The sequence below is a fragment of the Pseudomonas sp. FW215-R2 genome (assembly GCF_058789255.1).
In genome coordinates this window covers 1-26283 of record NZ_JBYTBO010000027.1, presented here as the reverse complement: position 1 = coordinate 26283, position 26283 = coordinate 1, and the positions used below count along the sequence as shown (strand labels likewise).

General features: G+C 59.5%; 30 protein-coding genes, 1 tRNA gene and 1 pseudogene. 24 read left to right on the top strand and 8 right to left on the bottom strand.

The window, feature by feature from the left end; translation table 11 throughout:
- Position 1 precedes the first annotated feature (1 nt).
- From AC3WRD_RS26840 to mtnC, 4 genes are all read left to right on the top strand, one after another.
- Entirely contained in the window at positions 2 to 1147 is a 1146-nt protein-coding gene (locus AC3WRD_RS26840) for an MFS transporter (protein ID WP_102622516.1), read from the top strand.
- The gene (locus AC3WRD_RS26835) at positions 1144 to 1770 is read left to right on the top strand and encodes a methylthioribulose 1-phosphate dehydratase (protein ID WP_085710648.1); all 627 of its coding nucleotides are present in this window, start codon (positions 1144 to 1146) and stop codon (positions 1768 to 1770) included. Before AC3WRD_RS26840 ends, AC3WRD_RS26835 begins: the two co-directional genes overlap by 4 nt.
- A 93-nt stretch (positions 1771 to 1863) precedes the next feature.
- Entirely contained in the window at positions 1864 to 2409 is a 546-nt protein-coding gene (locus AC3WRD_RS26830; RefSeq protein WP_007959995.1) for a 1,2-dihydroxy-3-keto-5-methylthiopentene dioxygenase, read from the top strand.
- 4 nt (positions 2410 to 2413) lie between these two features.
- Entirely contained in the window at positions 2414 to 3097 is a 684-nt protein-coding gene (gene mtnC, locus AC3WRD_RS26825) for an acireductone synthase (protein WP_102622503.1), read from the top strand.
- A gap of 73 nt (positions 3098 to 3170) precedes the next feature.
- Here the strand turns inward: mtnC and AC3WRD_RS26820 are convergent, their stop codons facing one another.
- A complete protein-coding gene (locus AC3WRD_RS26820; RefSeq protein ID WP_096822971.1) occupies positions 3171 to 3449 on the bottom strand; it encodes a DUF3509 domain-containing protein in 279 nt (92 codons plus the stop codon).
- Between the two features lie 389 nt (positions 3450 to 3838).
- On the opposite strand from AC3WRD_RS26820, the gene AC3WRD_RS26815 reads away from it, so the two are divergent.
- From AC3WRD_RS26815 to AC3WRD_RS26770, 10 genes are all read left to right on the top strand, one after another.
- Positions 3839 to 5677 carry a long-chain-acyl-CoA synthetase gene (locus AC3WRD_RS26815; RefSeq protein ID WP_102622502.1) on the top strand — a complete coding sequence of 613 codons (1839 nt, stop codon included), beginning with the start codon at positions 3839 to 3841 and terminating at the stop codon, positions 5675 to 5677.
- Between the two features lie 97 nt (positions 5678 to 5774).
- Entirely contained in the window at positions 5775 to 6293 is a 519-nt protein-coding gene (locus AC3WRD_RS26810; protein ID WP_096822953.1) for an ankyrin repeat domain-containing protein, read from the top strand.
- Positions 6294 to 6383: 90 nt separating this feature from the next.
- Positions 6384 to 6914 carry a hypothetical protein gene (locus tag AC3WRD_RS26805; protein WP_096822954.1) on the top strand — a complete coding sequence of 177 codons (531 nt, stop codon included), beginning with the start codon at positions 6384 to 6386 and terminating at the stop codon, positions 6912 to 6914.
- A gap of 71 nt (positions 6915 to 6985) precedes the next feature.
- Positions 6986 to 7177 carry a PLDc N-terminal domain-containing protein gene (locus AC3WRD_RS26800; RefSeq protein ID WP_102622501.1) on the top strand — a complete coding sequence of 64 codons (192 nt, stop codon included), beginning with the start codon at positions 6986 to 6988 and terminating at the stop codon, positions 7175 to 7177.
- A 136-nt stretch (positions 7178 to 7313) separates the two neighbouring features.
- Positions 7314 to 8189: a polyamine aminopropyltransferase gene (speE, locus tag AC3WRD_RS26795; RefSeq protein ID WP_085690505.1), complete on the top strand. Its 876-nt coding sequence runs from the start codon at positions 7314 to 7316 to the stop codon at positions 8187 to 8189.
- Positions 8190 to 8343: 154 nt separating this feature from the next.
- Positions 8344 to 8577, top strand: a complete 234-nt coding sequence (locus AC3WRD_RS26790; protein WP_096822956.1) for a hypothetical protein — start codon at positions 8344 to 8346, stop codon at positions 8575 to 8577.
- A gap of 210 nt (positions 8578 to 8787) precedes the next feature.
- Positions 8788 to 9135 (top strand): ribonuclease E inhibitor RraB, encoded by a 348-nt coding sequence (locus AC3WRD_RS26785; protein WP_096822957.1) that lies wholly within the window; start codon positions 8788 to 8790, stop codon positions 9133 to 9135.
- Between the two features lie 476 nt (positions 9136 to 9611).
- Positions 9612 to 11021 (top strand): circularly permuted type 2 ATP-grasp protein, encoded by a 1410-nt coding sequence (locus AC3WRD_RS26780; RefSeq protein WP_025113343.1) that lies wholly within the window; start codon positions 9612 to 9614, stop codon positions 11019 to 11021.
- Between the two features lie 12 nt (positions 11022 to 11033).
- Positions 11034 to 11984 (top strand): alpha-E domain-containing protein, encoded by a 951-nt coding sequence (locus AC3WRD_RS26775; protein WP_096822958.1) that lies wholly within the window; start codon positions 11034 to 11036, stop codon positions 11982 to 11984.
- Positions 11981 to 12790, top strand: a complete 810-nt coding sequence (locus AC3WRD_RS26770; protein ID WP_085710657.1) for a transglutaminase family protein — start codon at positions 11981 to 11983, stop codon at positions 12788 to 12790. Before AC3WRD_RS26775 ends, AC3WRD_RS26770 begins: the two co-directional genes overlap by 4 nt.
- 14 nt (positions 12791 to 12804) lie before the next feature.
- Here the strand turns inward: AC3WRD_RS26770 and AC3WRD_RS26765 are convergent, their stop codons facing one another.
- The gene (locus tag AC3WRD_RS26765) at positions 12805 to 13632 is read right to left on the bottom strand and encodes a c-type cytochrome (RefSeq protein WP_102622500.1); all 828 of its coding nucleotides are present in this window, start codon (positions 13630 to 13632) and stop codon (positions 12805 to 12807) included.
- A 583-nt stretch (positions 13633 to 14215) separates the two neighbouring features.
- On the opposite strand from AC3WRD_RS26765, the gene AC3WRD_RS26760 reads away from it, so the two are divergent.
- From AC3WRD_RS26760 to AC3WRD_RS26750, 3 genes are all read left to right on the top strand, one after another.
- Positions 14216 to 15421 (top strand): acetyl-CoA C-acetyltransferase, encoded by a 1206-nt coding sequence (locus tag AC3WRD_RS26760; RefSeq protein WP_102622499.1) that lies wholly within the window; start codon positions 14216 to 14218, stop codon positions 15419 to 15421.
- 17 nt (positions 15422 to 15438) lie between these two features.
- Complete coding sequence (locus AC3WRD_RS26755; protein WP_102622498.1) at positions 15439 to 17583, top strand: 3-hydroxyacyl-CoA dehydrogenase NAD-binding domain-containing protein; 2145 nt, start codon at positions 15439 to 15441, stop codon at positions 17581 to 17583.
- 94 nt (positions 17584 to 17677) lie between these two features.
- Positions 17678 to 18400, top strand: a complete 723-nt coding sequence (locus tag AC3WRD_RS26750) for an amidotransferase (RefSeq protein WP_102622497.1) — start codon at positions 17678 to 17680, stop codon at positions 18398 to 18400.
- Positions 18401 to 18442: 42 nt separating this feature from the next.
- Here AC3WRD_RS26750 and AC3WRD_RS26745 read toward each other — a convergent pair whose 3' ends face one another.
- From AC3WRD_RS26745 to AC3WRD_RS26735, 3 genes are all read right to left on the bottom strand, one after another.
- Positions 18443 to 19414, bottom strand: a complete 972-nt coding sequence (locus AC3WRD_RS26745) for a magnesium and cobalt transport protein CorA (protein ID WP_096822963.1) — start codon at positions 19412 to 19414, stop codon at positions 18443 to 18445.
- Between the two features lie 134 nt (positions 19415 to 19548).
- Entirely contained in the window at positions 19549 to 20271 is a 723-nt protein-coding gene (locus AC3WRD_RS26740) for a 1-acylglycerol-3-phosphate O-acyltransferase (RefSeq protein WP_102622496.1), read from the bottom strand.
- Positions 20272 to 20487: 216 nt separating this feature from the next.
- Complete coding sequence (locus AC3WRD_RS26735) at positions 20488 to 21177, bottom strand: crotonase/enoyl-CoA hydratase family protein (RefSeq protein WP_085732367.1); 690 nt, start codon at positions 21175 to 21177, stop codon at positions 20488 to 20490.
- A 306-nt stretch (positions 21178 to 21483) separates the two neighbouring features.
- On the opposite strand from AC3WRD_RS26735, the gene AC3WRD_RS26730 reads away from it, so the two are divergent.
- From AC3WRD_RS26730 to AC3WRD_RS26720, 3 genes are all read left to right on the top strand, one after another.
- Positions 21484 to 21573 (top strand) — tRNA-Ser (locus AC3WRD_RS26730).
- Between the two features lie 146 nt (positions 21574 to 21719).
- Positions 21720 to 22538 carry a hypothetical protein gene (locus AC3WRD_RS26725; RefSeq protein ID WP_310650460.1) on the top strand — a complete coding sequence of 273 codons (819 nt, stop codon included), beginning with the start codon at positions 21720 to 21722 and terminating at the stop codon, positions 22536 to 22538.
- Between the two features lie 150 nt (positions 22539 to 22688).
- Entirely contained in the window at positions 22689 to 23009 is a 321-nt protein-coding gene (locus tag AC3WRD_RS26720) for a YbjQ family protein (protein WP_007959944.1), read from the top strand.
- 54 nt (positions 23010 to 23063) lie between these two features.
- Here AC3WRD_RS26720 and AC3WRD_RS26715 read toward each other — a convergent pair whose 3' ends face one another.
- Positions 23064 to 23348 (bottom strand): hypothetical protein, encoded by a 285-nt coding sequence (locus AC3WRD_RS26715; protein ID WP_102622495.1) that lies wholly within the window; start codon positions 23346 to 23348, stop codon positions 23064 to 23066.
- Between the two features lie 243 nt (positions 23349 to 23591).
- On the opposite strand from AC3WRD_RS26715, the gene AC3WRD_RS26710 reads away from it, so the two are divergent.
- The 4 genes from AC3WRD_RS26710 to AC3WRD_RS26695 all read left to right on the top strand — a co-directional run bounded on the left by AC3WRD_RS26710 (position 23592) and on the right by AC3WRD_RS26695 (position 25317).
- Complete coding sequence (locus AC3WRD_RS26710; RefSeq protein ID WP_085701198.1) at positions 23592 to 23780, top strand: hypothetical protein; 189 nt, start codon at positions 23592 to 23594, stop codon at positions 23778 to 23780.
- A gap of 312 nt (positions 23781 to 24092) precedes the next feature.
- Entirely contained in the window at positions 24093 to 24461 is a 369-nt protein-coding gene (locus AC3WRD_RS26705) for a glycine zipper domain-containing protein (RefSeq protein ID WP_039769955.1), read from the top strand.
- Between the two features lie 136 nt (positions 24462 to 24597).
- Entirely contained in the window at positions 24598 to 25026 is a 429-nt protein-coding gene (locus AC3WRD_RS26700) for a glycine zipper domain-containing protein (protein WP_096822966.1), read from the top strand.
- A 123-nt stretch (positions 25027 to 25149) separates the two neighbouring features.
- Complete coding sequence (locus tag AC3WRD_RS26695) at positions 25150 to 25317, top strand: hypothetical protein (protein WP_167443766.1); 168 nt, start codon at positions 25150 to 25152, stop codon at positions 25315 to 25317.
- 79 nt (positions 25318 to 25396) lie between these two features.
- On the opposite strand, the gene AC3WRD_RS26690 is transcribed toward AC3WRD_RS26695, so the two are convergent.
- Together AC3WRD_RS26690 and AC3WRD_RS26685 are read right to left on the bottom strand one after the other, a co-directional pair.
- Positions 25397 to 25777, bottom strand: a complete 381-nt coding sequence (locus tag AC3WRD_RS26690) for a UCP019853 family protein (RefSeq protein WP_102622494.1) — start codon at positions 25775 to 25777, stop codon at positions 25397 to 25399.
- Positions 25770 to 26283: pseudogene (locus AC3WRD_RS26685) on the bottom strand (type IV secretion protein Rhs); the annotation flags it as partial. The pseudogene AC3WRD_RS26685 and the gene AC3WRD_RS26690, both read right to left, overlap by 8 nt.

Genomic DNA, 26283 nt, shown 5'->3' with positions numbered 1-26283 from the left:
CGTGGCGGCGCTCCCGTACTGGCGGCTGTCCAGTTTCTATCTGTTCTATTTCGCCTTGCTCGGTTCGACGGCGCCGTTTCTGGCGCTGTACTTCGATCACCTCGGATTCAGCGCCGCACGCATCGGCGAGTTGGTGGCGATCCCGATGCTGATGCGCTGCGTGGCGCCGAACATCTGGGGCTGGCTCGGCGACTACACCGGCAGACGCCTGGCCATCGTGCGTTTTGGCGCGGTGTGCACATTGCTGACCTTCTCGTTGATCTTCGTCAGCAAGACCTACGCCTGGCTGGCGATGGTCATGGCGTTGCATGCGTTCTTCTGGCACGCGGTGTTGCCGCAGTTCGAAGTCATTACCCTCGCGCATCTGCAGGGCCAGACCTCCCGCTACAGCCAGATTCGGTTGTGGGGTTCCATCGGTTTCATCATCACCGTGGTGGCATTGGGGCGATTGTTCGAATGGCTCAGCCTCGACATCTACCCGGCGGCGCTGGTGTTGATCATGGCCGGCATCGTGCTCAGCAGTCTGTGGGTGCCGAATGCGCAGCCGCCGCAGGGCAACCGGCCGACGGGCGAGGGTTTTCTCAAGCAGTTGCGCAATCCCGGGATCCTGGCGTTCTACGGTTGCGTGGCGCTGATGCAGATGAGCCACGGGCCGTATTACACGTTTCTGACCTTGCACCTCGAACGCCTGGGTTACAGCCGAGGTGTGATCGGCATGCTCTGGGCCGTTGGCGTGGTGGCGGAAGTGCTGATGTTCATGGCCATGAGCCGGATCCTCGCGCGTTTTTCCCTGCGTCGTGTGCTGATGGCGAGTTTTCTGCTGGCGGCGCTGCGCTGGTTGCTGCTAGGTTCGTTCGCCGAATTCCTGTGGGTGCTGCTGTTTGCTCAGGTGCTGCACGCCGCGACGTTCGGCAGCTTTCATGCCGCTGCCATCCAGTTCGTGCAACGTAGCTTCGGCGCGCGTCAGCAAGGGCAGGGCCAGGCGTTGTACGCCGCACTGGCCGGCACCGGCGGTGCGCTGGGCGCGTTGTATTCCGGCTACAGCTGGAATGCCCTCGGCGCGACATTGACCTTTAGTATTGCCAGTCTCGCGGCGCTCGCTGCTGCCGTTATCATTGCCATACGTATGCAAGAGGACAGGCCATGAGCCTTACGCGTGAACAGCTTGCCCAGCAAATCGTCGACGCCGGGCGTTTTCTTTACGGTCGCGGCTGGTCGCCGGCCACCAGCAGCAACTACTCGACGCGCCTGTCGCCGAGCGAAGCGCTGCTGACCGTGTCCGGCAAGCACAAGGGCCAGTTGGGTCTGGACGACGTGCTTGCCACCGACTTGTCCGGCAACAGCCTGGAACCGGGGAAAAAACCGTCCGCCGAAACCCTGCTGCACACCCAGCTCTACAGCTGGCGCCCGGAGATCGGCGCGGTGCTGCACACCCACTCGGTGAACGCCACGGTGCTGTCGCGCCTGACGCCGGAAGATTTCATCGAGTTCGAAGACTACGAACTGCAAAAAGCCTTCAGCGGCATTTCGACCCACGAATCCCGGGTGCGAGTGCCGATCTTCGACAACGATCAGGACATTGCGCGCCTCGCCGCCAAGGTGCAGCCTTGGCTCGACGCCCATCCCGATTGCGTCGGTTATCTGATTCGCGGTCACGGCCTCTATACCTGGGGCGCGCAGATGAGCGACGCGTTGCGCCAGATCGAGGCCTTTGAATTTCTGTTTGAATGCGAGTTGAAGACCCGCAGCGTCATGAACCGCCAAGGCTGACTTCACCAGAACCAGCCCATTTGCCTGATGAATGCAGTGCCCGACCGGTCTCGAAGAACCGGACGGCAAGGCCGATACCGAGGAATTGCCCCCATGAGCAGCCTGTCCGTCTATCACGTTTCCAGCCCTGAAATTCCGAACAAGGTGCTGACCCATTTCGAAGACATCGCCTCGACCCTGGCCGAGCAGGGCGTGCGCTTCGACCGCTGGCAAGCCGCCGCGAAGATCCAGCCCGGCGCTAGCCAGGAAGAAGTGATCGGCGCCTACAAAGAGCAGATCGACAAGCTGATGACCGAGCGTGGTTACATCACCGTCGATGTGATCAGCCTCAACAGCGATCACCCGCAAAAAGCCGAATTCCGCGCCAAGTTCCTCGAAGAACATCGCCATGGCGAAGACGAAGTACGCTTTTTCGTCGCCGGCCGTGGCCTGTTTACCCTGCACATCGACGATTACGTTTACGCCGTGCTGTGCGAGAAGAACGACCTGATTTCGGTACCGGCCGGCACCAAACACTGGTTCGACATGGGCGAGAACCCGCATTTCGTGGCGATCCGCCTGTTCAACAACCCTGAAGGCTGGGTCGCCAACTTCACCGGCGAAGACATCGCCGGCCGCTTCCCGCGCCTGGAGGACTGAGCCGATGTCGATCAAGGTCATTCTCACCGACATCGAAGGCACCACCAGCGCGGTGAGTTTTGTGTTCGACGTGCTGTTCCCGTATGCCGCCAAACACCTGCCGGACTTCGTTCGCCAGAACGCCCAGCGAACCGACGTCGCCGAACAACTGGACGCCGTGCGCCGCGACAGCAACGAGCCGCAGGCTGACGTTGAGCGAGTGGTAGAAATTCTGCTGGCCTGGATCGCCGAAGACCGCAAAGCTACACCGCTGAAAGCGTTGCAAGGCATGGTCTGGGAGCAGGGTTATCAGGCCGGGCAGTTGAAGGGTCATGTTTACCCGGACGCCGTCGAAGCGCTCCAGCGCTGGCATCAGGCCGGGTATCAACTGTTTGTTTATTCGTCTGGTTCGATTCAGGCCCAGAAGCTGATTTTCGGCTGCTCGGAGGCGGGGGATCTGACACCGCTGTTCAGCGGCTATTTCGACACCACGTCGGGCCCGAAGCGCGAAGCGCAGTCGTACAGCACTATTCAGCAGGCCATCGGGGTCGAACCGCAGGAAATCCTGTTCCTGTCCGACATCGTGCAGGAACTCGACGCCGCCCAGGCCGCTGGCCTGCAAACCTGCGGCCTGGCCCGTGAGGGTGGGGAGCTGGAAGGGCATGTGACTGTCGACAGCTTCACCGGGATCGAACCGGAAGCGTTCTGATTCCACACAATCGATGCGCAAAAAAAACAGGCCGTGAAGCGAAAGCTCCACGGCCTGTTTGTTTATGCGGTGTTTACATCGAGTGATAGGTTGGCAGGGCAAAACGCTGCTGGCTTTGCAGCATGCCGATTTGCGGCAGCTCGCTGGCTTGTTCGGCCAGGTCACGACGGATCGCGCTGATCGCCCACGACAGTTGGTCGCCGGCATGCAGTTGCTGATAGGTGAGCGCACGTTTGAACACTTTGCCGTCGGCACTCTTCAGCGTCAGCAGGATCCCGCCATCGGGACGCGGTTGGGTGGTGACGTTGAAGTTGGAGAACAGGGAGGTAAATTTTTCTTGGATCAGGCTCATGTCTTTCAGCTCCGTATGCACTTGAATGGCAAGCATGCAGAGGGAGTTGCAGTGATTGTGCCAGTATTCTGTTTTTATAAAATCGTTATAAATCAATAAGTTATAAATTATGCAAATTCAAGTCGTCGTGCAATCTGCATGAATGGCCATCGTGCATCCTGCATTTTGCGGGATCGCTGTCGATCCGATGGAACCATTCCATCCGGCTGCAATCGCGTTTCGCCTTGTAGCGTTGGCGGATACAAAACATTGCAAAAACCGCGTGTACAGCCCGAGAAGCCCTGACGTATTTTCGGCCTCGACCCTCGCTCAAGAAGCGCCGGTTGCCTTACCCGATTGCCCGACAATAAAAAATCCGGCCTGCACGCCAAGGTCGAACGGGAGCTGCCATGAGCCACGCGCCTAGCGACACGATTACCTGGAGCATGATGCTCCGCAAACTGCCGATGATTGCCAAAGCCATCCCTCGGGTGGTGAAAGGCATGAAGGTGGCCAACGTCAAGAATCCGACCCAAACCTGTGGCCTGGGCTGGACCTTCGAGCAAGCGACCCTGCGCAATCCCGAGGGCCCCGCGCTGCTGTCGGGTGAGGTGGTGCTGAGTTATTCACAGGTCAACCAGTGGGCCAACCGCATTGCCCACTACCTGATCGGGCAGGGCATCGGCAAAGGCGATGTGGTGGCGGTGTTCATCGAAAACCGCCCGGAACTGCTGGTGACGATTCTGGCGCTGGCCAAGGTCGGCGCCGTCAGCGCGCTGCTCAACACTTCGCAGACTCGCGACACGCTGATTCACAGCATCAATCTGGTGGCGCCGGTGGCGATTGTCGTCGGTGAGGAATTGCTGCCAGCCTTCACCGCGGTGCGCGAGCAAGTGACGATTGCGCCGGCCCGCACCTGGTTCGTGGCGGATCAGGACACCTTCAGCCAGCCGGGCATCGCCCCGGAGGGTTACACCAATCTGATCAGCGCCAGCGCCGATGCGCCAAGCGACAACCCGGCCAGCAGCCGGCAGATTTTTTTCGATGACCCGTGCTTCTACATCTACACCTCAGGCACCACCGGTTTGCCCAAGGCCGGCGTGTTCAAGCACGGACGCTGGATGCGCAGCTCGGCGAGCTTCGGCATGATCGCCCTCGACATGCGCCCGGACGATATCGTCTATTGCACCTTGCCGCTGTACCACGCCACCGGCCTTTGCGTGTGCTGGGGATCGGCGGTCAATGGCGCCTCGGGCTTCGCGATTCGCCGCAAGTTCAGCGCCCGGCAGTTCTGGAGCGATGTGCGCCGCTACCGCGCAACCACCATCGGCTACGTCGGCGAGTTGTGCCGTTATCTGGTGGATCAGCCGGTCAGCAGCGATGACAGCCGCCATGACGTGCGCAAGATGATCGGCAACGGTTTGCGGCCCGGTGCCTGGGCCGAGTTCAAGACCCGGTTTGCGGTGGATCACATCTGCGAACTGTACGCGGCGAGCGACGGCAATATCGGCTTCACCAACATCCTCAATTTCGACAACACCATCGGATTCTCGCTGATGGCCTGGGAACTGGTCGCCTACGATCAGGACAGCGGCGAACCGATTCGTGGTGCTGACGGGTTCATGCGCAAGGTCGACCGGGGCGAGCGCGGCCTGTTGCTGGCGCGGATCGACGACAAGGCGCCGCTGGATGGCTACACCGATCCGCAGAAAACCGCGAAAGTCGTGCTGCAGGACGTATTCACCAAGGGCGACCGCTTCTTCAACACCGGCGATCTGCTGCGCAATATCGGTTTCGGTCATGCGCAGTTTGTCGATCGCCTCGGCGACACCTACCGCTGGAAGGGCGAAAACGTCTCGACCACCGAGGTCGAGAACCTGTTGCTCCAGCATCCGCACATTTCCGAAGCCGTGGCCTATGGCGTGGAAATTCCCAACACCAACGGTCGCGCCGGCATGGCGGCGATCACGCCGGCCGAGTCTCTGGCGACGCTGGACTTCACCGAGCTGCTGGCCTTCGCCCGCCAGCGCATGCCGGCCTATGCGGTGCCGTTGTTCCTGCGGGTCAAAGTGAAAATGGAAACCACCGGCACCTTCAAATACCAGAAGACGCGCCTGAAAAACGAAGGCTTCGACCCCGGCCAGACAGGTGATGACCCGATCTATGCCTGGCTGCCCGGTACTGAAACCTACGTGCAGGTCACGGATGAAATCCTTGCGGACATTCGCGCCGGCAAGTTCCGTTATTGATATTGGCTATCGACTGTCTTGGAAAAAAGGGGGTGACAGCTATCGCCGCGCTCGGGAAACTATCGGCTTTCCGATTGACCGAAAGTGGAGTTGCCCCATGTCCGACCAAAGCCGCCAGATGACCCCCGAAGAAGCTGCCGAATTCACCGAGCAGGTATTCAACAAGGCGCGCGACGGCGATGCGGCGATGCTGGATCGCCTGATCACGGCCGGTCTGCCGGTCAACCTGACCAACAGCAAGGGCGACACCCTGTTGATGCTCGCCAGTTACTACGGTCACGTAGATGCGGTGCAAGTGCTGCTCAAGCACAAGGCCGACCCGGAACAACGCAACGGCAACGGCCAGAGCCCGATTGCCGGCGCGGCATTCAAGGGTGACCTGGCCGTGGTCAAGGCATTGGTGGCCGGTGGGGCGCAGATTGAAGGCGCTTCCTTCGACGGCCGCACGGCGCTGATGATGGCGGCAATGTTCAACCGGGTTGAAATCGTCGAGTTCCTGATCGACCAGGGCGCCGACCCGAAAGCCAAGGACGCCAACGGCATCACCGCGCTGGACGCGGCCCGCACCATGGGCGCTGTGGACACCACCGCGCAGCTGGAAAAACTGCTGGGCTGAACCGTCGGGCCGGAACCCGCTCTGTGGCGAAGGCGAGAATGCGCTATCCTTCGCGCCCTCAAAATTCTCTTCGCCACAGGATCCGCCCCCATGAAAGCCGCACTCGCCGAACTCATCAGCAAAATCAGCTCCGGCTGCATGGGCGACGACGAGATTCAGAAGGTCGCTGATGAAGCGGCGCAGGCCTACGCCGATGCCGACGCTTTTCTGACCGCCAATCCGGACATCAACTACGACGACACTTTCCCGATTCCTTTGGGCGAATGGGTCGTGGTCGGCAGTCTGCCGGAAACCGTTCTGTTCCAGGCCGACACCTACGTTGACCTGTTCGCGCAGATCGTGGCTTCGTTCGGCCCGGGCGTGGAGTTCAACCTCAAGCCCAAGCAACTGGCCAAGACCGAAGCGCTGACCGCACTCAACCGCATCCAGGTGCAGATGAGCAGCATGAACAAGGAAAACGGCGGCTACACGCTGATGAACTTCAGCCAGTTGCTCGACGACGAACTGCAAGTGGTGCTGGTCTACGGCAACGACGTGCCGCGCGTGCTGGAACTGTGTGCCGAAGTCGGCATCGCCGCTGCGCCGTCGCTGGAAGCCTTGAAGGTCGCCGTTCACGTCTGAGCGCAATAAAAGGGAACCCTGCGCGCGACCGTCTATCCTAAAAGTGCATGCCACTATTCTGGAGTGACACCATGGGTTCCACGTTCAACGGCCTGATCGGCCTGATCATTCTTGCCCTCGACATCTGGGCGATCATCAACGTGCTGAAAAGCGGCGCCGAGACCGGGATGAAAATCCTCTGGGTGCTGTTGATCATCTTCCTGCCGGTGCTGGGCCTGATCATCTGGGCGATTGCCGGGCCGCGGGGCAATGTGCGGATCTGACCGTTCGCGCCAATGGATTGTGCCGGGCCGATGAAGTGAGGTTCGACCTGTCATCTTCGGCAACGTAGAATGCGCGCCTTTCCCGGGCAATCGAACCTGACGATTGGCGCCCGCGCATTCATCGGAGCACTTCACCATGACCGTCACCAAGACCAGCGAATACCTGGAAACCCTCTACGAAGGCTACGGCCAGCGTTTTCGCATGGAAAAACTGCTGCACGAAGTGCGCACCGAACACCAGCACCTGGTGATCTTCCAGAACCCGCGCATGGGCCGGGTGATGGCGCTGGACGGCGTGATCCAGACCACCGAAGCCGATGAATTCATCTACCACGAAATGCTCACCCACGTGCCGATCCTCGCCCATGGCACCGCCAAGCGCGTGCTGATCATCGGCGGCGGCGACGGCGGCATGCTGCGCGAAGTGACCAAGCACGCCAGCGTCGAGCACATCACCATGGTCGAAATCGACGGCACCGTGGTCGACATGTGCAAGGAATTCCTGCCGAACCACTCCAAGGGCGCCTACGACGATCCACGCCTGAACCTGGTGATCGACGACGGCATGCGCTTCGTCGCGACCACCACTGAAAAGTTCGACGTGATCATTTCCGACTCCACCGACCCGATCGGCCCGGGCGAAGTGCTGTTCTCGGAAAACTTCTACCAGGCCTGCCACCGCTGCCTGAACGAGGGCGGCATCCTCGTGACCCAGAACGGCACGCCGTTCATGCAGATCGAAGAAGTGAAAACCACCGCCGGTCGCCTGCGCAGCCTGTTCCCGGACTGGCACTTCTATCAGGCGGCCGTGCCGACCTACATCGGCGGTTCGATGACCTTCGCCTGGGGCTCGACCAATCCGGCCTACCGCAAGCTGAGCCGTGAAACCCTGCAGCAGCGCTTCATCGGCAGCGGCATCGTCACCCGTTACTACAACCCGGAAATCCACATCGGCGCCTTCGCCTTGCCGCAATACGTGCTGCAAGCGGTGAACAAGCCAAGCAACGACTGATCACTCAGCCGTTATCACTGCGGGAGCGAGCGGCTTCGTTCCCGCAGATGAAATGTTTTTCATGTTTCATCGGTGTAAAGCTTTTGAACGATCAATCCTGACAAAAGTCGAGATAGATATGAGCCCATTTGCGGGTTTGTTCGAGGAGGCACCAATGCAAAAGTGGAAAGTCACTTTCGTGGATGATCACGGTGAAATTGTCGATGAAATCTTCGAGCGCGCGGAATGCCCCAGCGACGATGAGGCCGCTCGATTGATCAAGGAACGACTCCTTCCTGTCGCCGCCGCACTGGATCTGAACGATCTGGAAGGGCGCACCTCCGATGCAGGCGCCAAAAGCCTGAAAACCCAGAACAGCATCGAAATCCGCAGCATCACGCCCATCTGAAAATCTTCTTGTCCGTAACGTACCAGGCCTTGGCAGCGGCTCTATCTTGGGGCTACTCTGCAAGCGAGATCAGCGAACGGATCGCTAAGGTCTGGTCTTGTCAGCTACATGCTTGTTTCCCGCCGGCAACACGGTTGTCGTAGCGCTTGAGCCGTTCGGCCAGGTGCAGGGAATACGGAAAGTCTATCCATCTATGCGAGGGGGACGTTCATGAGCACAGCCTATCAAGAAGACATCAGCAGCAGCGTGCTGCGCCGCATGAAAGAAGGCGGTTTCGATTTTTCCCGATTCCATCCCATCGAGTTCTACGCCATTTTCCCGGACGAGGAGCGGGCGCGCAGGGCGGCAGGCAAGTTTCGCGGTGAATCCATCAATGCCCAGGTCAGTGCGCGCGACGACGGCGCGTGGTCCCTGGAATTGAGCAAGGTGATGTACGCAACCTACGACGACATTGGCGATTTCGAACAGGGCTTTTCGGCGGTGGTCGAGCCCTTGGGCGGCATCATCGAAGGCTGGGGCGTGAAGCAGGAGGTGCGCAACCGCCATCGTTTGAACTGATAACCCTCGCAACACGTCGAGCAACGGCTGACCTTCGGGTCGGCCGTTGTCGTTTCTGCACCCTGAACATCGCCCGGCAAAACCCTGAAACAAGAATCCGGCGCAAAAAAAAGCCACCGGGAGAGGTGGCTGAAAGGGAAGACCGGAAGGAGAGGAAACCGGTCAGGGTTACGGCCGGTAGGGCTGCCAGGGCAAGCCGGATCAGTTGGGCTGCGCACTTCGTCAGGGACGTTTCGCAGCGGATGTGCGGATTATCCGCAGGCGGCGCCGGGCAGTGAAATCAACTCTGACTATGCTGGTGATAGGCGACTGCACTGCGTCGCAATGAGGCGGGGGCGATCAGGTTGGGGCATTTGCCGCACAGGAATGGTGCGGTGTTTGTGGCGTGAATATCCAACCGATTGAAATCAAAGCGTTTATGCCGATGGCACGGGCCTTGCGAAGGCCTGTATGTCCGGGGTGACAAGGAGTACGGCATGATCCGCACCTATTTTGATGAAATGTACGATGCCGGCGGCCAGGTCCGCCCGCATTACCGGGAGTTTGCCCGCTGGCTGGCCGATACGCCTGACGAGCTGTTGGCCCAGCGGCGACGCGAGGCCGATCTGCTGTTCCATCGTGCCGGGATCACTTTCACGCTCTACGGGGACGAGCAAGGGACAGAACGCCTGATTCCCTTCGACACCATTCCGCGCAGCATTCCCGCCAGCGAGTGGCGGATCGTCGAGCGCGGCTGCATCCAGCGCGTCAAGGCGTTGAACATGTTCCTCGCCGACCTCTATCACGAGCAGCGCATCATCAAGGCCGGGATCATTCCCGCCGAGCAGGTGCTGGCCAACGAGCAATACCAGTTGGCGATGCAGGGGCTGGATCTGCACCGCGATATCTATTCGCACATCTCTGGCGTCGATCTGGTGCGCGACGGCGACGGCACGTATTACGTGCTCGAGGACAACCTGCGCACGCCCAGCGGCGTGAGCTACATGCTCGAAGACCGCAAGATGATGATGCGCCTGTTCCCCGAGCTGTTCGCGGCCCAGCGCATCGCCCCGATCGACCATTACCCGAACCTGCTGCTCGACACCCTGAAAAGCTCAAGCCCCATCGACGACCCGAGTGTGGTGGTGCTGACACCGGGGCGGTTCAACAGCGCGTTTTTCGAGCATGCGTTTCTGGCCCGGGAAATGGGCGTCGAGCTGGTCGAAGGTGCCGATCTGTTCGTGCGCGACGACAAGGTCTTCATGCGCACCACCGATGGCCCGAAAGCGGTGGACGTGATCTACCGCCGGCTCGACGACGCCTTCCTCGACCCGTTGGCGTTCCGCCCGGATTCGATGCTCGGCGTGCCGGGTCTGCTGTCGTCGTATCGCTCCGGCAATGTGGTGCTGGCCAATGCGATCGGCACCGGCGTGGCGGACGACAAGTCGGTGTATCCGTTCGTCACCGAGATGATCCGTTTCTACCTTGATGAAGAGCCGATCCTGAAGAACGTGCCGACGTGGCAATGCCGCAATCCGTCTGAACTTTCCCATGTGCTGGCCAATCTTCCGGATCTGGTGGTCAAGGAAACCCAGGGCTCCGGCGGTTACGGAATGCTCGTGGGGCCGGCGGCGACGACAGCGGAAATCGATGCGTTCCGCGAGCGGATCAAGGCCAAGCCCCACGCGTACATCGCGCAACCGACGCTGTCGCTGTCGACCTGTCCGACCTTTGTCGAAAACGGCATTGCGCCGCGCCATATCGACCTGCGTCCGTTCGTATTGTCCGGCCGCGAAACCCGGGTTGTGCCCGGCGGTTTGACCCGTGTCGCCCTGCGTGAAGGCTCTCTGGTGGTGAATTCATCCCAGGGCGGCGGAACCAAGGACACCTGGGTGGTCGAGGATTGAAGGAAGCCTGCCATGTTAAGTAGAACTGCCTCGGATCTGTACTGGATGTCGCGTTACCTGGAGCGGGCGGAAAACCTCGCCCGCATGCTCGATGTCAGCTATTCGCTGTCGCTGATGCCGCAGGACGGCCGTGGCGACGGTTTGCACGAACTGGCGATGCCGTTGCTGATCACCGGCACGCTGGACGATTACCTGGAACGCCATGGCGAATTGCATGCCGAGCGATTGCTGCACTTCTTCGCGCTCGACGCGGCCAACCCGGCGAGCATCTATAGCTGCCTCGGCGCGGCGCGAGCCAGCGCCCACGCGGTGCGCGGTCGGATCACCGCCGACATGTGGGAGAACATCAACGCCACTTGGCTGGAGATCCGCGGGATCGCCAACCAGGGCCTCAGCCGCTATGGCATGAGCCGTTTCTGTGAGTGGATCAAGGAACGTTCGCACCTGTTCCGCGGGGCGTCCTACGGTACCATCATGCGCAACGATGCGTTTCGTTTCATCCGGTTGGGCACGTTCATCGAGCGGGCCGACAACACTTTGCGCCTGCTAGACGCCCGCTATGAAATGGCCGGCGATCAGGCCGAAGCGGTCAGCGACGGCACCGCCCACGCCTATTACCAATGGAGTGCCTTGTTGCGGGCCTTGTCCTCGTTCGAGGCCTACACCGAAATCTACCGCGACGCGCCCGGCGCCCGGCATGTCGCCGAGCTGCTGCTGTTGCGTGCCGACGTGCCGCGCTCGCTGCGGGCCTGCACCGAAGAGATCGACCAGATCCTCGCGCAACTGCCGGGAGCCAACGGTCGTCCAGCGCAACGGTTGGCGGCGGAAATGGACGCACGCCTGCGTTACACCGGCATCCACGAAATCCTCGAGGAAGGGCTGCACGCCTGGCTCACCGAGTTCATCCCGCTGGTGCGCCAGTTGGGCAACGCCATTCACAGTTCCTACCTGGAGGCCGCATGAGACTTTCCATCAGCCACGAGACCACCTATCACTACGAAGATCAGGTGCGGGCGAGCATCCAGTACCTGCGCCTGACACCTCACGACAGCGAGCGTCAGCATGTGCTGAGCTGGCAGCTCGACCTGCCGCGCCCGGTGCGCGCCCAGCTCGATCCGTTCGGCAACATCCTGCATGTGCTGACCATGGACGAACCCCACGAAGCGATCATCATCGGCGCTCGTGGGCAGGTCGATATCGACGAGTTGCGCGAAGCGGAGCACGAGAGTCAGTCGGCGCTGCCGTTCCTGCGTTTCACCCGGCTCACCGAGGCGGACGAGGCGCTGCGGGCGTTTGCCGAGAAGTCCTGCAAGCAACGACGCGACCGCAATGCATTGATCGACCTGATGCATGGGCTGAATCAGCACATGACCTACAAGCCGGGCTCCACCGAAGTCGACACCAGCGCCGCCGAGGCGTTTGCCGGGCGGGCGGGTGTTTGCCAGGATCACGCCCACGCGTTTCTGGCCTGCGCGCGCAGCCTCGGTGTGCCGTCGCGGTATGTGTCGGGTTATCTGTACAGCGAGGATTGCGAGCATCTGGCCAGTCACGCCTGGGCCGAGGCCTGGATCGATGACGCCTGGTACAGCTTCGACGTGACCAATGAACTGGCCCGGCCGGAGCGGCACCTGAAACTGGCGGTGGGCCTGGATTACCTCGACGCCTGCCCGGTGCGGGGCATGCGTCGGGGCGGCGGGTCAGAGCAGATGCACGCGAAAGTGCTGGTGTCGCCGACACCAGCGCCAATCATCTCGGTGCAACAGCAGTAAACGACGTAGTCGGGTTACTTGGCGGGCGCAACCTTGCGCCCGGCCATGTGCTGCAGATACCCCACCAGTTTCTGCAGATCCGCATCCGGTAATACTTCGGCGGAAAACCCTGGCATCTTCGCTTGCGGCCACTGGCGCAAACTCTGCGGATCGCGGATGTAGCGCTTGAGGAAGTCCGCGCCGAAATATTCGGTCGGGTTGTAGGGAATATTCAGGTCCGGTCCGAATTGCGCATCGCCCGCACCATTCAGGCGATGGCAGGCCAGACAGTTCTTCTGGAACAGCGCAAAACCCTGATTCACCGGGTCATCGGCCTTCAACGCAGGATCCGGCAGCAGGGCAGGGAAGCGCTCGGCCACCGGCGCCATGCGTTTGATGCTCGCCACTTCGAACGGCCATTGTTCCGGGCTGATATGGCCGGCCTGCGGATCGGTCCACACCAGATAGAACGGCCCGGCGCTGTGCTTGCCTTCCGACAGCGGCGGCCATGGGTGAGCGGGGTCTTCGATGGCCAGCCAGGCGCGGGAACCTTTGGTGTTCAGCAGCGGCGCGGCAGACAGTTCGGCGGCAAAGCCATCCAGTGCTACGGCTTGCAGGTGATCGTCCGGTTTGATGCCGGTCAGCAATGCGGCTACGGGAACGGCGCGATAGGTCATGTCCTTCTTGTAGGACACATCATTCTTGATCGTGAGGGTTTGTACCTGAGGATGCTTGAGCAATTCCTCGGTCTGCCAGTTGCGGCTGTTCGCGCCCAGCTCCAGATTCAGCTGTGCGGCAGACAGGGGCAAGCTCAGCAGCATGGCCCCAAACAGAATGAGCGTTTTCAATTGATCGCCGTCCATGTCGTGGAAGTGCGCAAAGGTTGGCACAGCCACGCTGGCCCGGGTAGCGGGCCAGTCACATTTTCAGTGGCGATGAGCAATACCTGCCGCTTGAATCAGCCGATGACCTTGGTCAGATTCGGCAAAATCAACAACAGCGTCGTGGCGAAAAGAATGAGCCCTGCTTGACGAACTTTCGGTTGTTTGAACATGGCTTGACCGCCTTTTTTGTTATTTCCTGATGCCTGCCTGCATATCCATGATGGCAAGCGCTGCACTTCCTGTTGAAGAACGCCTGCCTCGGCAAAACCCGACGACAACGACGTACATGTTCACCTTAGGGCCCGCGTCACGCTTGGCTTAGATCCATTTCATATGTATTTGCTGCTGAACGCGATTAAAAAAGCATGAGGCCCATTGCCAGCTTCTTTGCCGCCCTTTTGCTAGACAGCTCGCTGACCTGAACCGGTTAACCTGGTCGGGAATGACCGTCCGTCTGAGCGTGCGCGTCAACGTCATTGAGCGCTGTGGTCATTGAATCCGTGACCGTCCCGGCCAAGAGTGGAGGCACGAATTTCACTCACCGCACAGGTTCGAGAACGCCATGACCCAAGCTTTGATTTTCGACGCGTTACGCACGCCCCGTGGCCGGGGCAAGGCCGACGGTTCGCTGCACAGCGTCAAACCGGTGAACCTGGTGGCCGGGCTGCTGACCGCTTTGCAGGCGCGCACTTCGCTGGACACCAGCCAGGTCGATGACGTGGTGCTCGGTTGCGTCACGCCGATTGGCGATCAAGGCTCGGACATCGCGAAAACCGCCGTGCAGGTGGCCGATTGGGACGTCAGCGTTGCCGGCGTGCAGATCAACCGGTTCTGCGCCTCGGGCCTGGAAGCGGTGAACCTGGGGGCGATGAAAGTGCGCTCCGGGTTCGAAGACCTGGTGGTGGTTGGCGGTGTCGAATCCATGTCCCGCGTACCGATGGGCAGTGATGGCGGTGCCTGGGCGCTGGACCCGCAGACCAACCTGCACAGCCATTTCACCCCACAAGGCGTCGGCGCCGATCTGATCGCCACGCTTGAAGGCTTCAGCCGTCAGGACGTCGATGCCTACGCCTTGCACTCGCAACAAAAAGCCGCCCGGGCTCGGGCCGACGGTTCGTTCAACAAGTCGTTGGTGCCGGTGCAGGATCAGAACGGCATCATTCTGCTCGATCACGATGAGTTCATTCGCGCCGAGTCGACCCTCGAAGGCCTGGGCAAGCTCAAGCCGAGTTTCGAAATGATCGGCCAGATGGGCTTCGACGCCACGGCGCTGCGGGTCTACAGCCATGTCGAGCGCATCAACCATGTGCACACGCCGGGCAACAGCTCGGGGATCGTCGACGGTGCGGCACTGATGCTTATCGGTTCCGAAGCCAAGGGCCGGGCGTTGGGCCTGCAACCTCGGGCGCGGATCGTCGCCACGGCGGTCACCAGTACCGACCCGACCATCATGCTCACCGGCCCGGCGCCAGCCACACGCAAGGCGCTGGCCAAGGCCGGGCTGCGGGTGGAAGACATCGACCTGTTTGAAGTCAACGAGGCGTTCGCCTCGGTGGTGCTGAAATTCATCAAGGACATGGCCGTCGACCCGGACAAGGTCAACGTCAATGGTGGCTCGATTGCGATGGGCCATCCGCTGGGCGCCACCGGTTGCGCGATTCTCGGCACCTTGCTCGATGAACTGGAAGCTCGGCGCCTGCGCTATGGCCTGGCGACGCTGTGCGTCGGCGGCGGCATGGGCATCGCCACCATCATCGAACGCCTCTGACCCCAAGGAACCTTGTCATGACCCAAGCCATTCGTTACGAAAAAGGCCAGGACGGCATCGTCCTCCTGACCATCGACATGCCGGGCCAGAGCGCCAACACCATGAACGCGGTGTACCGCGAAGCCATGGCTGACAGCGTCGCCCGACTGCTCGCGGAAAAAGATGACATCGCCGGGGTGATCATCACTTCGGCCAAAAAGACCTTCTTCGCCGGCGGCGACCTGAATGAACTGATCAAGGTCGGCAAGCCTGAAGCCAAGGCTTTCTACGACATGGTGCTGACCCTCAAGGGCCAGTTGCGCACCCTGGAAACCCTCGGCAAACCGGTGGTCGCGGCGATCAACGGCGCGGCGCTCGGCGGAGGCTGGGAAATCTGCCTGGCCTGCCACCACCGCGTGGCGCTGGACGATGCTTCGGTGCAGCTCGGCCTGCCGGAAGTGACCCTCGGCCTGTTGCCGGGCGGTGGTGGCGTGGTGCGGATGGTACGCATGCTCGGCATCGAAAAAGCCCTGCCGTATCTGCTCGAAGGCAAGAAAGTCCGTCCGCAGCAGGCGTTGCAGGCCGGTTTGATCGATGAACTGGCGGCGGATCGCGATGAGCTGCTGGCCAAGGCCCGGGCCTGGATTCTGGCCAACCCTGCGGCCGTGCAGCGTTGGGATGTGAAGGGCTATCAGATTCCCGGCGGCACACCGTCGAACCCGAAAGTCGCGCAAATGCTGGCGATTGCGCCGTCGATCCTGCGCAGCAAAACCCAGGGCACGTTGCCGGCGCCGGAGAAGATTCTCTGCGCAGCGGTGGAAGGCGCGCAGGTGGATTTCGATACCGCACACCTGATCGAGACCCGCTACTTCACCGAACTGACCACCGGCCAGATCTCGAAAAACCTGATCGGCACCTTCTGGTTCCAGCTCAATGAAATCAATGCCGGCGGTTCGCGTCCGCAGGGCTTTGCGCCTTATGTGACGAAACGCGTGGGCGTCCTCGGGGCGGGCATGATGGGCGCCGGCATCGCCTATGTCAGCGCCTCGGCCGGGATCGACGTGGTGCTCAAGGACATCAACCTTGCTGCCGCCGAAAAGGGCAAGGCGCATTCGGCGACGCTGCTGGACAAGAAAGTCGCTCGCGGGCAAATGTCTGCGCAGCAGCGTGAAGCGGTGCTGGCGCGGATCCAGACCACTGAAAGCGATGCCGATCTGGCGGGTTGCGATCTGATCATCGAAGCGGTGTTCGAGGACCGTCAGCTCAAGGCCAAAGTCTCGGCAGCGGCGCAACAGGTGGTCGGTGCCGACGCGGTGATCGCCTCCAATACTTCGACCTTGCCCATCACCGGCCTGGCGGCTGCGGTGCCGGATCAGAGCAAGTTCATCGGCCTGCACTTCTTCAGTCCGGTGGAAAAAATGCCGTTGGTAGAAATCATCAAAGGCGCGCAAACCAGCGATGAAACCCTCGCACGCGGGTTCGATTTCGTCCTGCAAATCAAGAAAACGCCGATCGTGGTCAACGACAGTCGCGGCTTCTTCACCTCGCGGGTGTTTGGCACCTTCACCAACGAAGGCATTGCCATGCTCGGCGAAGGCGTCAGTGCGCCGATGATCGAAACCGAAGCACGCAAGGCCGGCATGCCCATCGGGCCTCTGGCGATCTCTGACGAAGTTTCCCTCAGCCTGATGAGCCATATCCGTCAGCAAACGGCCAAAGACCTGCAAGCGGAAGGGAAACCGCTGATTGAGCACCCGGCGTTCGCCGTGATTGACTTGCTGCTCAACGAATACAAGCGGCCGGGCAAGGCGGCGGGAGGCGGTTTTTACGAGTACCCGGCGGGAGGCCAGAAACACCTGTGGCCCGAGCTGAAATCCCGTTTCGAGACAGCCGACGGGCAGATTTCGCCGAAGGATGTGCGTGACCGGTTGCTGTTTGTACAGGCCATCGAAACCGTGCGCTGTGTTGAGGAGGGCGTGTTGACCTCGACGGCGGACGCCAACGTCGGCTCGATCTTCGGCATCGGTTTCGCGGCATGGACGGGCGGTGCGTTGCAGTTCATCAATCAATATGGCGTGAAGGACTTTGTCGCGCGGGCGCAGTACCTGGCTGAGCAATACGGCGAACGTTTCGCGCCGCCAGCGCTGCTGCTGGAAAAGGCTGCGAAGGGCGAGTTGTTCTAACGGGCGGGGACGCATTTCGGGGCTTGCCTTGCCGGGTGGTTTCAAGGCAGGCTCTGGGGTGTGCATTATTCCCATCACGTGTCAGGTATTTTTTATGTCGCTACGCATCTGCATTCTGGAAACCGACATCCTGCGTCCGGAACTGGTCGATCAATATCAGGGTTACGGGCAGATGTTCCAGCGCCTGTTCTCGCAACAGCCGATCGCCGCCGAGTTCACGGTATACAACGTGATGCAGGGCGATTATCCGAGTGATGACCTGACGTTCGATGCGTACCTGGTCACTGGCAGCAAGGCCGACTCGTTCGGCACCGACCCGTGGATCCAGACCCTCAAGCAGTACCTGCTGACCCGCTATGAGCGTGGCGACAAACTGCTCGGCGTGTGCTTCGGCCATCAACTGCTGGCGCTGCTGCTGGGTGGCAAGAGCGAGCGCGCGACCCAGGGTTGGGGCGTCGGCATTCACAACTACAAACTGGCGGCCAAGGCACCGTGGATGAGCCCGGTGCGCGAAGAGCTGACGCTGCTGATCAGCCACCAGGATCAGGTCACGGCGTTGCCGGAGAACGCCACGGTGATCGCCTCCAGCGATTTCTGCCCGTTCGCCGCGTACCACATCAACGATCAGGTGCTGTGCTTCCAGGGGCATCCGGAATTCATTCACGATTACTCGCGGGCACTGCTGGAACTTCGCCAGGAAGCACTGGGCGAGCAGATCTACAGCAAGGGCGTGGCCAGCCTTGAAAACGATCACCACGGCGCTACGGTGGCCGAATGGATGATGCGTTTTGTGGCGCACAAACCGAACGCCGCTTGAACCCAAACGCCCCCGTGCCGTACACGGGGGCGTTTTTTTAACTTACAGCCAGCCCGATTTCTTGAAGCTCGCCCACAGTCCCACGCAGCCCACCGTGATAAAGCTCAGCACGGCGAAATAGCCGTAGTGCCAGCTCAGCTCCGGCATGTTCTGGAAGTTCATCCCGTAGATCCCGGCGACCGCCGTCGGGAACGCCAGAATCGCTGCCCATGCCGCAAACTTGCGCTGCACCACACTTTGCCGTGACGCCTCCAGCAACACACCGATCTCGATGGTCTGGCTCGCAATGTCGGCCAGGGTGGTCAGGTCTTCCATCTGCCGCGTGACATGAATCTGCACATCGCGGAAGTAAGGACGCATGTTCTTGTCGATAAAGGGGAAGCTCAGCTTCTGCAATTCTTCGCCGATTTCCACCATCGGCGCCGCATATCGACGCAAGCGCAGAACGTCGCGGCGCAGGCCATGAAGCTTCTGGATGTCGTGCTCATTCAGCGCGCTACACAACACGTTGCGCTCCAGTTCATCGATCTCGGCGTGGATTGCTTCACCCACCGGCTGATAGTTTTCGATCACGAAATCCAGCAACGCATACAGTACGAAATCTTCCCCGTGCTCCAGCAACAGCGGCCGCGCCTCACAGCGTTGACGGACATGGGCGTAGGACGCCGAATGGCCGTTGCGGGCAGTAATGATGTAGCCCTTGCCGGCGAAGATGTGGGTTTCGATGAACTGCAGAATGCCGTGCTCGCGCACGGGGGAGTAGGTGACGATGAACAGGGCGTCGCCGAAGGTTTCCAGTTTTGGGCGGCTGTGTTTTTCCAGGGCGTCTTCGATGGCCAGTTCGTGCAGGTTGAACTGGCGTTGCAGGTTGGCCAGCTCCTGGGCATTCGGCTCTTCGAGGCCGATCCAGACGAAGTGCCCGGTCTTGGCGGCCCAGGCGGCGCCTTCGTCGAGGGAAATATTGGTGACTTTCTTACCGGCGCTGTAAACCGCAGCAGCAACAACTCGACCCATGGTGGTGGTTCACTTCTTATTGGCAGATGGCAGGGGAGACATGGCTTCAGCTTAGCCGTGTCGCTGCTTGAGAGTCAGTGAAATCTGCACAGTTCACCGGGCAAAAGAAAACCCGCACAGGGCGGGTTTCTTTTTCACGCAGCTTGAAGTTGCCGATCCATTGCATCGATGCATTCGCGCATCTGCTCGCGGCACTGGGTGATGAGCATGGGCATGTCGTCCATGGTCAGGCCGGCGGTAGGAATTGCCGGCAGCGAACGGATGAGAATTTTCCCGCTGCGCCAGCGGTTCAGGCGCATATGCTTGATGTAGCTGCTGACACACACTGGAACGATCGGCACGCCGGCGGCGATGGCCATCTGGAACGCGCCTTTCTTGAACGGCAGCAGTTCTCCACCAAGGTTGCGCGTGCCTTCCGGGAATACCCAGATCGACGTGTCTTTGTGCTGCAAGGTGTCGGTGGTCGTCAGCATCGACTGGCGCGCCTTGTGCGCGTTCCCACGATCGATCAACACGTTGCCCGCCAGCCAGAACAACTGCCCGAACAACGGCACCCATTTCAGACTCTTTTTGCCAATGCACACGGTCCGACGCGGCACCACATTGCCGAACACGAACAGGTCGTAGTTGGACTGATGGTTGGCGATGATCACGCAGCTGTCAGGCTTGTTCATCAGTTGACTGACGTCGGCCTTCACTCGCAGGCGCAGGATGCACATGGCCGGCAGTGCGTACAGTCGGGCGCACAGACGACTGTTGTCCGGATTGAATGGTCGGCACAGCCCGAGGATCACCCCGAGCACACCCGCCAGAATAAAGTGCAGGCCCATCAATAACATACGAAACACAAACAGCATTTTCAGGCCCCACCGGGACAAAAGGTGGCGCAGTGTACGGATGTGCACTGTTTTCGGCAATTGCCGCTATAGAGTCAGGAGATGGGCGATGTTTAAGCGCATGTTTCCGACTTGTCGGTCAGAGGCGTCCTAGAGCAGCTGCGGAGTTTTGAAACGTGCGTGCAAGAAAAAGCCCGACACGACGGTCGGGCTTTTCTATAAAGGAGCGAAGCGGGTTCAGCCCAGGTGTTCCTGATCCTGAATGATCGCGTTGTCCAGGGTTTCCAGCAGTGCTTTGCGCACTTTCAACTTGGTGTTCTTGTGCGCGGTCATGTTGATCTTCTTCAACTGACGCGCAGCGGCGAGGGCGGCACCTTGCAGCTCTTCGGCAGAAACCACCTTGTCGAGGAAACCGGCATCCACAGCGCTTTGCGGATCGAACATTTCGCCGTTGATCACCGAACGGTGGAAGGCCGAGCGGCGCAGGCGATCACGGGCCAGCTCGATGCCGGCGTGGTGCATGGTCATGCCGATCTGCACTTCGTTCAGACCAATGCTGAACGGACCGTCGACGCCGATCCGGTAATCGGCGGACAACAGAATGAACGCGCCTTTGGCCACGGCATGACCCGGGCAGGCAACGATCACCGGGAACGGGTGCGACAGCAGACGACGAGCCAGAGTCGAGCCGGCGGTCACCAGCGACACGGCTTCTTTAGGGCCGGCGGTCATTACTTTCAAATCGTAGCCGCCGGACAGAATGCCTGGCTGGCCGGTGATGATCACGATTGCACGATCTGCCACCGCCTGATCCAGCGCCGCGTTGAAGGCCGCGATCACGTCCGGGGAAATGGCATTGACCTTGCCGTTGCTCAGGGTCAGGGTCGCGATACCGTCTTCGAGGTGGTAGGCAATCAGGTCGCTCATGGCGCAATTCCTTATAAGAAAGATGGGCAGACGTTACCCACCGTCGCCGGTCAGGTAAAGCGCTGTGACTGACTCGCCGGTCACCCTCGACCGGCTGATGCGCCGTAACGTGCCCACGGCAAACGCCTGCGCGCCTATATAGAAGGGCCACGCCCACCCGAGATTGGCCGGATCGCCATGGCCCATCGATAGCAGAAACGACTTTTTCTCTTAACCGCATGAAAATTCTGAAAAAAAGTTTGCCATCAGAAAAGCTTTCGACTACATTAGCGCGCCTCGACAGACAGAACATGTTTGAAGAGATACGGTGAAGTGTCCGAGTGGCTTAAGGAGCACGCCTGGAAAGTGTGTATACAGGAAACTGTATCGAGAGTTCGAATCTCTCCTTCACCGCCACATTCAGTAAACACAAACCCCTGATTTTCCTAGAGAAAGTCGGGGGTTTGTGGTTTTTGGCGTCTGGAAAAAGGCGATATGGGAACAGTATGGGACTGGCGCACCATTTCGCTGAGTAAAAAGCAGGCGCGGCTTTTGAGTTTCCAATGAATGTGGGTGAAATTCCCGCGTATCGTCAGTTCCCTTTGGTTATGTTTCTGCGCGATAGTGGCGTTTTGTTATCGACTTCAGGAAACGCTACTTGCCTGGAAGGTCATCGGCAGTTCAACGCAGGAAGCGCAGTGAAGACAATAGTCACAATGGTTCTATTTTTGGGGTTGTGTGGCTGCGGCTCCGACTCTCGCAGTTCTGCGCCGACACTCTGGACAGACGGCATCATGCTCGAGCAGAAGAAGGTTGTCGTCGATGATCAGCACGCCAAAGTGATCATGCAGGCATCAGGCGATACGGCCAATCCGGTAGATTTTGAAGTGATCCGAGGTAATGACTCGGACAGGCGTCCTGATCATTTGGGGACGGTAGTCAAACCGTTTCGCAATAAAGTCGGCGAATGGTTCAGCCGTCTCGACAGCGCGGTCTCCAAGCGTTTTCCCCAATTGGAAATGCAGGCCGATGCTGGCCAGATTCTGCAAGTGGGCGGCTCATCGACGATCAGTAGTCAGGTTCCGGCACCGGGCTATCGGACTCTTTATAACGAAGACTATGTATTCAACCCGTCGAAGAACAAGTTTGAGAAACAGGTAACCGCCAATCCGACCGTCCCGTCGTCTTACTCCTGTGGGCCAATCACAAGCGCCTTTATTCCCGAGAAACAAAAGGTCTATCTGGCGGAGTTTGTCTTCGTGGATCGGGGGGACGGTTGTGAACTGCAGCTCTATGACATCACGCAACCCGAACTGCGTATCCCCGTCGTTGCCATCAAAGGCACGCAGCCCTCGTCCGCCAGGTCGTTCCGCTACCCATAAGTTCATAAACAAGCCCCCCGGTTTTGCAAGAAGCCAGGGGGGCTTGTGCATTCTGGTGTCCGGATTTTTTTGCTCACAGAGTTGGGTTCGGCTTCACTTTGCCGGGGCGGTACAATCGCGGTTTTATCTGTATGTAAAAGGACGACTTCCATGATCATTTCCACTACCCACTCCATCGAAGGCCGGCAGATCACGGCGTATCTGGACATTGTCAGTGCCGAGTCGGTGCAGGGCGTGAATGTGATTCGCGATATGTTCGCCGGGATGCGGGACTTTTTTGGCGGACGTTCGCAGACGCTGGAGCGGGCGTTGAAGGAGGCGCGTGTTCAGGCGACTGACGAGATCAAGGAGCGGGCGCGGGCCTTGCAGGCGGATGCGGTGGTCGGGGTGGATTTCGAGATCAGCATGCCGGCGGGGAAGGGCGGTATGGTTGTGGTGTTCGCGACCGGCACGGCGGTCAAGTTGCGCTGAGCATTGGTTTTCTGCTTGTGAGCCCATTCAAGTGAATGGGCTCGTTGCTGGCAATCAGCCCTGCGGTTTGAGCAGGACGGTGCCTTTCGAGTCGTAGGTCAGTGGAGTGTCGATCGCGACGAGTGGAGTGCCGGTGGACTGGCCAGGCTGAACCGGGTCTGGATAGTAGATGACGCCAGGTTTGCCAGGCTGCACCGGACTAGGTCCGTCCAGCGGCTTGATGACGATCTCACCTGAGGCAAGCTTCTCCTTGAATTTTTCCGCCGCGGCTTTACCGGCGGCGATCTGCTCGTCCGTGAGCTTTACAACAGGCATCGGTGGGAATCCTTTGATTTCCATGTTCTCTCCTTGAGATTCATTGCGTAGGAAAAAGGGCAACGGCCAGTCATCGAGAATCTTTAGCTCTGTGGGACCAGCGGTTCATCTTCGCGCCGAGCTTTTTGTAGGCCATTCGTCGGGCTCTGGGCGATCTGAATCACAAGTCCAGGAATGACCGGCTAGTCTCAAAAGCCTTGGAGGTCGATATTTTTTCAGGCAAAAGGGTCTTGCCGGTATCGACCCGCTTTTGAAAGGGGTGAAGAGATGACTGATCCGTACATCGAAGACGACGGGGCTGAATTTCCATTCAACAATTGCGTGCGCTGTGGCCAGACCGAGTACCAGGCGGGCTTTGGCGAAGATCCGGTGCAGACCGGCAAGATCAAGTCGACAGCACCCAAGGGGCCGAAAGCGAAATTTCTGCCCAAGGTGACGACACGTTCCAGGAAGTAATCCGGATGCGAAAGAACCCCGCCAATGAGCGGGGTTTTTTATCCGTGTTTTTCAGAAAGAAACGTCCTACAGAAATTGCGTATTCGCCTGCTTTCTTTCACAAACTTTTCACACCGGTCTACGTAGGGTGAAGCCATCCGTTAGAAAGCAAGTCTCCAGCCCGTCTCCCCAGCGGGCTTTTTTTTGCCTGCCATAAAACCTTTTCCATAATCGCTGTCCAATCGGCGCCAAGTGCGTTGCGACGCTGGACTTTACCGCGGCAACAGCATTCAATCTGCGCCCTTTTTTCTTCCTTCTGTTGAGGTTTTCGTCATGCGTTTAACTCTGCCTGCTCTGGTTCTGGGGCTTCTGGTTGCTCAAGGTGCAATGGCTGGCGACGGTACCGCCGCACTGGGTGGCGGTCTGGGTGGCGCGTTGGGTAATGTGGTCGGCCAGAAAATGGGCGGCAGCACCGGTGCAGCGATTGGTGCTGGTGTAGCGGGTGCGGCCGGTAGTGCATTGGCTGCCAAGAAAGGTGCCCGTACCAAAGCGGCCATTGGCGGCGGTGTCGGCGCGGCAGGTGGTTCGGTGATCGGTAACAGCCTGGGCGGCAAGACTGGCGCAACCATCGGTGCCGGCCTGGGTGGCGCAGCTGGCGGCGCGGTAGGCAGCAATCTGTCCAAAGGTCACAAGCGTCACTGATTGCGAATGCATGTCTGAAAAGGCCCGGCTTGATGCCGGGCCTTTTCGTTGCTGAACGTTTTCCCTGAATGCGCCTCCAATCTCACATAGCCCCTCTCCGGGCATACCGTCCCGATCCGGGACCTGTGAGGTCTGTATGCGCTCGACTTTAACTGCAACTGCGTTGGTTATTGGACTGCTCGTGGCTCAAGGCGCCATGGCTGCCGGCGATGGTTCCGCGGCTGTCGGTGGTGGGCTGGGCGGTGTGCTGGGTAATGTGGTCGGCGGTCAGCTCGGCGGCAGCACCGGTGCGGCGGTTGGTGCTGGCGTGGGCGGTGCGGCCGGCAGTGCCGTCGGGGCGAACAAGCGCAATCGTACGGAAGCCGCGATTGGCGGTGGTCTCGGCGCCGCTGGTGGCTCAGTGCTCGGCAACAGCCTCGGCGGCTCCACCGGTTCGGCCATCGGCGCAGGATTGGGTGGCGCGGCGGGTGGCGCGGTCGGCAACAACCTGGGTGACGATGGTGGTAGATCGCACTCTGGGGGCGGCCATAAGCACAAGTACAAACACAAGAATCGTCATCATTGAGTGACCGTTTCTACATAAACCCGGCTTGATGCCGGGTTTTTTGTGCCTGCTTGTCAGGCGCAGGAACGATTAGCGACCATAATTTTCGAACGTCGTATACGAATGCGATTGACGAGGTGCGCCATGACTCCCGAAACCGAAGGCAAGGAAGAAAAAGGCCCGAGTGGATTGCCGTTTATCAATGATCCGGGGAATGAAGATCCGGGGTCGTTGATGGATGACGCGACGGTTCCGCTTTGGGAGGGTGAGGGGGAGGAGCTTGAGTATGAGGATTTTGATGATGATGAGTGATGGGCACTCGTTTCGTTGAATATTGGAAATTCTATTGAGAGCGCTAAGGGAGTGAGCAGTGGTTTAACCCCGCCATTCGCTATCGAACAAACGAGACATCAATTCTGTCCGCGTTAATTTTGACGAACTGCCCATTCAGATGTGGGTATTCGTAGTGGATATCCTGATCCATAAAATCAACAAACGACCGGAAAACCTCGCCATCCAGGTAGCCATAAACCTCACAGGGGAATCCACTACCGAGCATCTTGATCTGCATTTTTTCGCATTGTGTAGCTGATACAAAATCCTCACCAGACAACACCATTTCGAACTCAGCTTCGTAAGTTTTTCCGACCTCAATTTTCGAAGGGCTGTAGTTTGCGAAGCACCTGACCTCAACGCCCTCAACAACCAGCAAAATAGCGTCTTCTACAAACTGGTCTATTTCGACGACCATTGCTTTGTGTGTCTTAGTCATGAGCAGGCCTCACTGTTTTATCTTGTGCATTACCATTGATTGTCCGCCAAAACTCTTTTCCACTTTTGGTGTGTAGAGTCGTAATTTCATCATTTGTGTTGGTGCCCACGAAAGCAAATTTCGCTTCACCTTTCCGGTTAGTACCCATCAATTGGATATACCCTGCTCGCATCTCTCCTTTGTATAAGTACTCCACACGCGTGCCTTGATTCACTACTCCTCGTGCGATGAGCAAGTACTCTTCGCTGGTCATCGCCTTGAATTCGGCGCCATGCTTTTCAAAATGCCCGGCAAGCTTTTCCTCACTACCAAAATTTCCCGGTCGAGATTTGGGCTTTGGAGTCAGCGGTTCACCTTCGTCAACAACCGAACCAGCTACCCCATCCGGCACCGGACATCCCGGCATATTCGGTGGCGGGCAGTTGGAGTTCAACCCCAACGGATCCACCCACCCCGTCGGATTCGGCACGTACCGGTACTGATTCAACCCACCCGCCAGCTTCACC